Origin of the sequence: Maribacter sp. 4U21, from assembly GCF_002742365.1 — a bacterium.
GTDB lineage: Bacteria > Bacteroidota > Bacteroidia > Flavobacteriales > Flavobacteriaceae > Maribacter.
Genome location: NZ_MDGN01000080.1, coordinates 1 through 5014 on the forward strand (window position 1 = coordinate 1; position 5014 = coordinate 5014).

Annotated in this window: 2 tRNA genes and 3 rRNA genes; all 5 read left to right on the forward strand. The window is 51.3% G+C overall.

Annotated features, from left to right (window positions below):
* Positions 1-1157 (forward strand): 16S ribosomal RNA (locus BFP77_RS16735); the annotation flags it as partial.
* Positions 1158-1327: 170 nt separating this feature from the next.
* Positions 1328-1401, forward strand: a tRNA-Ile gene (locus tag BFP77_RS16740).
* A gap of 132 nt (positions 1402-1533) precedes the next feature.
* Positions 1534-1610 (forward strand) — tRNA-Ala (locus tag BFP77_RS16745).
* 234 nt (positions 1611-1844) lie between these two features.
* Positions 1845-4670 (forward strand): 23S ribosomal RNA (locus tag BFP77_RS16750).
* Between the two features lie 223 nt (positions 4671-4893).
* Positions 4894-5005: ribosomal RNA gene (gene rrf / locus BFP77_RS16755) — 5S ribosomal RNA — on the forward strand.
* Positions 5006-5014: the final 9 nt, after the last annotated feature.

Genomic DNA, 5014 nt, shown 5'->3' on the forward strand with positions numbered 1-5014 from the left:
GACAATGGAGGAGACTCTGATCCAGCCATGCCGCGTGCAGGAAGAATGCCCTATGGGTAGTAAACTGCTTTTATACGGGAAGAAAAAGGGCTACGTGTAGCCTGTTGACGGTACCGTAAGAATAAGGACCGGCTAACTCCGTGCCAGCAGCCGCGGTAATACGGAGGGTCCGAGCGTTATCCGGAATTATTGGGTTTAAAGGGTCCGTAGGCGGGCGATTAAGTCAGTGGTGAAAGTCTGCAGCTCAACTGTAGAATTGCCTTTGATACTGGTCGTCTTGAGTTATGGTGAAGTTGGCGGAATATGTAGTGTAGCGGTGAAATGCATAGATATTACATAGAACACCGATTGCGAAGGCAGCTGACTAACCATATACTGACGCTGATGGACGAAAGCGTGGGGAGCGAACAGGATTAGATACCCTGGTAGTCCACGCCGTAAACGATGGATACTAGCTGTCCGGCACCTTGAGTGCTGGGCGGCCAAGCGAAAGTGATAAGTATCCCACCTGGGGAGTACGTTCGCAAGAATGAAACTCAAAGGAATTGACGGGGGCCCGCACAAGCGGTGGAGCATGTGGTTTAATTCGATGATACGCGAGGAACCTTACCAGGGCTTAAATGCATATTGACAGGGGTAGAGATGCCTTTTCCTTCGGGCAATTTGCAAGGTGCTGCATGGTTGTCGTCAGCTCGTGCCGTGAGGTGTCAGGTTAAGTCCTATAACGAGCGCAACCCCTACCGTTAGTTGCCAGCATGTCATGATGGGGACTCTAACGGGACTGCCGGTGCAAACCGTGAGGAAGGTGGGGATGACGTCAAATCATCACGGCCCTTACGTCCTGGGCCACACACGTGCTACAATGGCAGGTACAGAGAGCAGCCACGTCGCAAGGCGGAGCGAATCTACAAAACCTGTCACAGTTCGGATCGGGGTCTGCAACTCGACCCCGTGAAGCTGGAATCGCTAGTAATCGGATATCAGCCATGATCCGGTGAATACGTTCCCGGGCCTTGTACACACCGCCCGTCAAGCCATGGAAGCCGGGAGTGCCTGAAGTCCGTCACCGTAAGGAGCGGCCTAGGGCAAGATCGGTAACTAGGGCTAAGTCGTAACAAGGTAGCCGTACCGGAAGGTGCGGCTGGAACACCTCCTTTCTAGAGATTGTCCGCCCAGCGGACGGTCCCTGACCTTTTCGGAAGAAGTTCCCGGTCCCGTTTTTTCGATTTATAATTCGATTTTGATCATCACTATCTACAACAGCTCCACAATTACGATATATAAGTAAATACGTTACATGCTTCCTATGGAGCTGTAGTGTAGGGACAGTCCCATAGCTCAGCTGGTTAGAGCGCTACACTGATAATGTAGAGGTCGGCAGTTCGAGTCTGCCTGGGACTACTAATGGGCCCAAGGGTTTTTTAGGGAGAACCGGGCAACGTTCATTGAGACTGAAATACTGAACAGGAAATTCTAGAAGTTGAGTGGTAGTTGTACTAACTACTAACTACTGATTGCTAACTACTAGTAATTGGGGGATTAGCTCAGCTGGCTAGAGCGCCTGCCTTGCACGCAGGAGGTCATCGGTTCGACTCCGATATTCTCCACCAGGCAATGCCTGGAGATAATGAATTTATCTTCATGTATTGTGTTTGGGTCCGATTGGATTTAATTGCCAGTCGTGGCTCACGACAACGTTCATTGACATATTGGAACAGGATATACGACATTAGTGTCGTATATACCTAAAAAGAAAGAAACACGAATCTTGATCGTACGCCTTATGGTGTGCGATTACAGAAAAGAGTACGAATACATAATAAGTAAGCAAACAAGAAGGTTTGGCGACAAGCTGGAAAAGGGCGTATGGGGAATGCCTAGGCTCTCAGAGGCGAAGAAGGACGTGATAAGCTGCGAAAAGCTACGGGAATCGGCACACACGATATGATCCGTAGATATCCGAATGGGGCAACCCACTATATTGAAGATATAGTATCCGCAAGGAGGCAAACCCGGGGAACTGAAACATCTAAGTACCCGGAGGAGGAGAAAACAAAAGTGATTCCGATAGTAGCGGCGAGCGAAATCGGATTAGTCCAAACCGTTGTTGTTTCGGCAATAACGGGGTTGTAGGACCACGATATTCGATGAGTGACGAACTAGAACAAGTTGGAAAGCTTGGCCATAGACGGTGATAGCCCGGTATAGGTAAGGAACTTTCAGATAGTGGTATCCTGAGTAGTGCGGGGCACGTGAAACCCTGTATGAATCCGGCGGGACCATCCGCCAAGACTAAATACTCCTGAGAGACCGATAGTGAACCAGTACCGTGAGGGAAAGGTGAAAAGAACCGTGAATAACGGAGTGAAATAGATCCTGAAACCATACGCTTACAAGCGGTCGGAGCCCTTCGGGGTGACGGCGTGCCTTTTGCATAATGAGCCTACGAGTTACTTTTACTGGCAAGGTTAAGTTCTTCAGGAACGGAGCCGTAGCGAAAGCGAGTCTTAATAGGGCGCCATAGTCAGTAGTAGTAGACGCGAAACCGTGCGATCTACCCATGGGCAGGTTGAAGCTGTGGTAACACATAGTGGAGGACCGAACCCGTTGACGTTGAAAAGTCTTGGGATGACCTGTGGGTAGGGGTGAAAGGCCAATCAAGCTCGGAAATAGCTCGTACTCCCCGAAATGCATTTAGGTGCAGCGTGTAGATAGTTTCATAGAGGTAGAGCTACTGATTGGATGCGGGGGCTTCACCGCCTACCAATTCCTGACAAACTCCGAATACTATGAAATGTTTCTGCGCAGTGAGGGCATGGGTGCTAAGGTCCATGTCCGAGAGGGAAAGAACCCGGATCACCGGCTAAGGTCCCAAAGTATATACTAAGTTGATATAACGCGGTGGAACTGCATTGACAGCCAGGATGTTGGCTTGGAAGCAGCCATTCATTTAAAGAGTGCGTAACAGCTCACTGGTCGAGCGGTTCCGCATGGATAATGATCGGGCATAAGTATATCACCGAAGCCGTGACTTCTATTTATAGAGGGGTAGGGGAGCATTGTAGTGCCGTTGAAGGTGTACCTGCGAGGGATGCTGGAGGAGCTACAAACGAAAATGTAGGCATAAGTAACGATAATGCGGGCGAGAAACCCGCACGCCGAAAGACCAAGGTTTCCCCAGCTATGCTAATCAGCTGGGGGTCAGTCGGGACCTAACGCGAACCCGAAAGGGGTAGTGGATGGACAACGGGTTAATATTCCCGTACCTGCTCACGCTAAAAGTGACGGAGGCGAGAAGTTGGTGCGTACAGACGGAATTGTACGTTGAAGGGAGCGGTAACGCCCCGATAGTACACCGAGACTACGGTCAAGGTGATAATCCAGCGGATGGACTTCCAAGAAAAGCGAGTGAAGCAGCCCGTACCGTAAACCGACACAGGTGGTTGGGATGAGTATTCTAAGGCGCTCGAGAGATTCATGGCTAAGGAACTAGGCAAAATAGACCCGTAACTTCGGGAGAAGGGTCGCCCCCTGTATGGGGGGCCGCAGTGAAGAGGTCCAGGCGACTGTTTATCAAAAACACAGGGCTCTGCAAAATCGAGAGATGACGTATAGGGCCTGACACCTGCCCGGTGCTGGAAGGTTAAGAGGAGATGTTAGCTTCGGCGACGCATTGAATTGAAGCCCCAGTAAACGGCGGCCGTAACTATAACGGTCCTAAGGTAGCGAAATTCCTTGTCGGGTAAGTTCCGACCTGCACGAATGGTGCAACGATCTGGACACTGTCTCGGCCATGAGCTCGGTGAAATTGTAGTATCGGTGAAGATGCCGGTTACCCGCAGTGGGACGAAAAGACCCCGTGCACCTTTACTATAGCTTCGTATTGACTTCGGTCAAGCAATGTGTAGGATAGCTGGGAGACTTTGAAGCCGCATCGCCAGGTGTGGTGGAGTCATTGTTGAAATACCAGCCTTTGCTTGTCTGAAGCCTAACTCTCCAAGGAGAGAACAGTGCGTGGTGGGTAGTTTGACTGGGGTGGTCGCCTCCAAAAGAGTAACGGAGGCTTCTAAAGGTGCCCTCAATACGGTTGGCAATCGTGTGTAGAGTGCAATGGCACAAGGGCGCTTGACTGAGAGACATACAGGTCGACCAGGTTGGAAACAAGAGCATAGTGATCCGGTGGTTCCGCATGGAAGGGCCATCGCTCAAAGGATAAAAGGTACGCCGGGGATAACAGGCTGATCTCCCCCAAGAGCTCATATCGACGGGGGGGTTTGGCACCTCGATGTCGGCTCGTCACATCCTGGGGCTGGAGAAGGTCCCAAGGGTTGGGCTGTTCGCCCATTAAAGTGGCACGCGAGCTGGGTTCAGAACGTCGTGAGACAGTTCGGTCTCTATCTACTGCGGGCGTTAGAAATTTGAGTGGATCTGACCCTAGTACGAGAGGACCGGGTCGGACCGACCGCTGGTGCACCAGTTGTCCCGCCAGGGGCATTGCTGGGTAGCTATGTCGGGATCGGATAAGCGCTGAAAGCATATAAGCGCGAAACCGGCCACAAGATGAGATTTCTTTAAAGGGCCGTGGGAGATGACCACGTCGATAGGCTATAGGTGGAAGGGCGGTAACGTCCGTAGCCGAGTAGTACTAATTGCCCGTCAGGCTTGCGCACACGCATCCCCCGTCCCCGGACGGGGGTGCAACTCCTTTTTCGTCATTACTTGTACGAACGTATCGCTTCGACGTAACGGATACGACGTTACTTTCTTTTTGGGTACCTGTTCCTTTATTATGTCAACAAAATTGCGGCAATGCCGCGGTTGACGGTTGACGGTCCATAGCTGTCGGTAGCCTATCTACGACTCACTACGGACCAAGAACCGACAACTCAATTTTTAGGTGGCCATGGCGACGGGGCACACCCCTTACCATTCCGCACAGGGAAGTTAAGACCGTTTGCGCCGATGGTACTGCTATACCAAGTGGGAGAGTAGGTAGCCGCCTTACTTCGAAACC